Origin of the sequence: Paraburkholderia sp. EG287B (assembly GCF_040965595.1) — a bacterium.
GTDB lineage: Bacteria > Pseudomonadota > Gammaproteobacteria > Burkholderiales > Burkholderiaceae > Paraburkholderia.
The window spans coordinates 1-258 of sequence record NZ_JBFRCG010000111.1 but is presented as its reverse complement, the minus strand read 5'-3'; the positions used below and the strand labels follow the sequence as shown (position 1 = coordinate 258).

Here is a 258-nt window from a genome sequence, read left to right as displayed (position 1 = left end):
AGCGTTTGGCTGACGGTACGGATAAAGAGTACAGGCTGGTCCCATTTCGCTCGCCACTACTTTGGGAATCTCGGTTGATTTCTTTTCCTGCGGCTACTTAGATGTTTCAGTTCGCCGCGTTCGCTTCACTGAGCCTATGTATTCAGCTCAGGATGACCCATTCGGGCCGGGTTTCCCCATTCGGATATCGGTGGATCAAAGCTTGTTTGCCAGCTCCCCACCGCTTTTCGCAGGCTACCGCGTCCTTCATCGCCTGTG

1 rRNA gene is annotated in these 258 nt (G+C 53.9%); it reads right to left on the bottom strand.

The annotated features are described in order from the left end of the window. A 23S ribosomal RNA gene (locus AB4Y40_RS42950) occupies window positions 1–255 on the bottom strand; the annotation flags it as partial. Window positions 256–258: the final 3 nt, after the last annotated feature.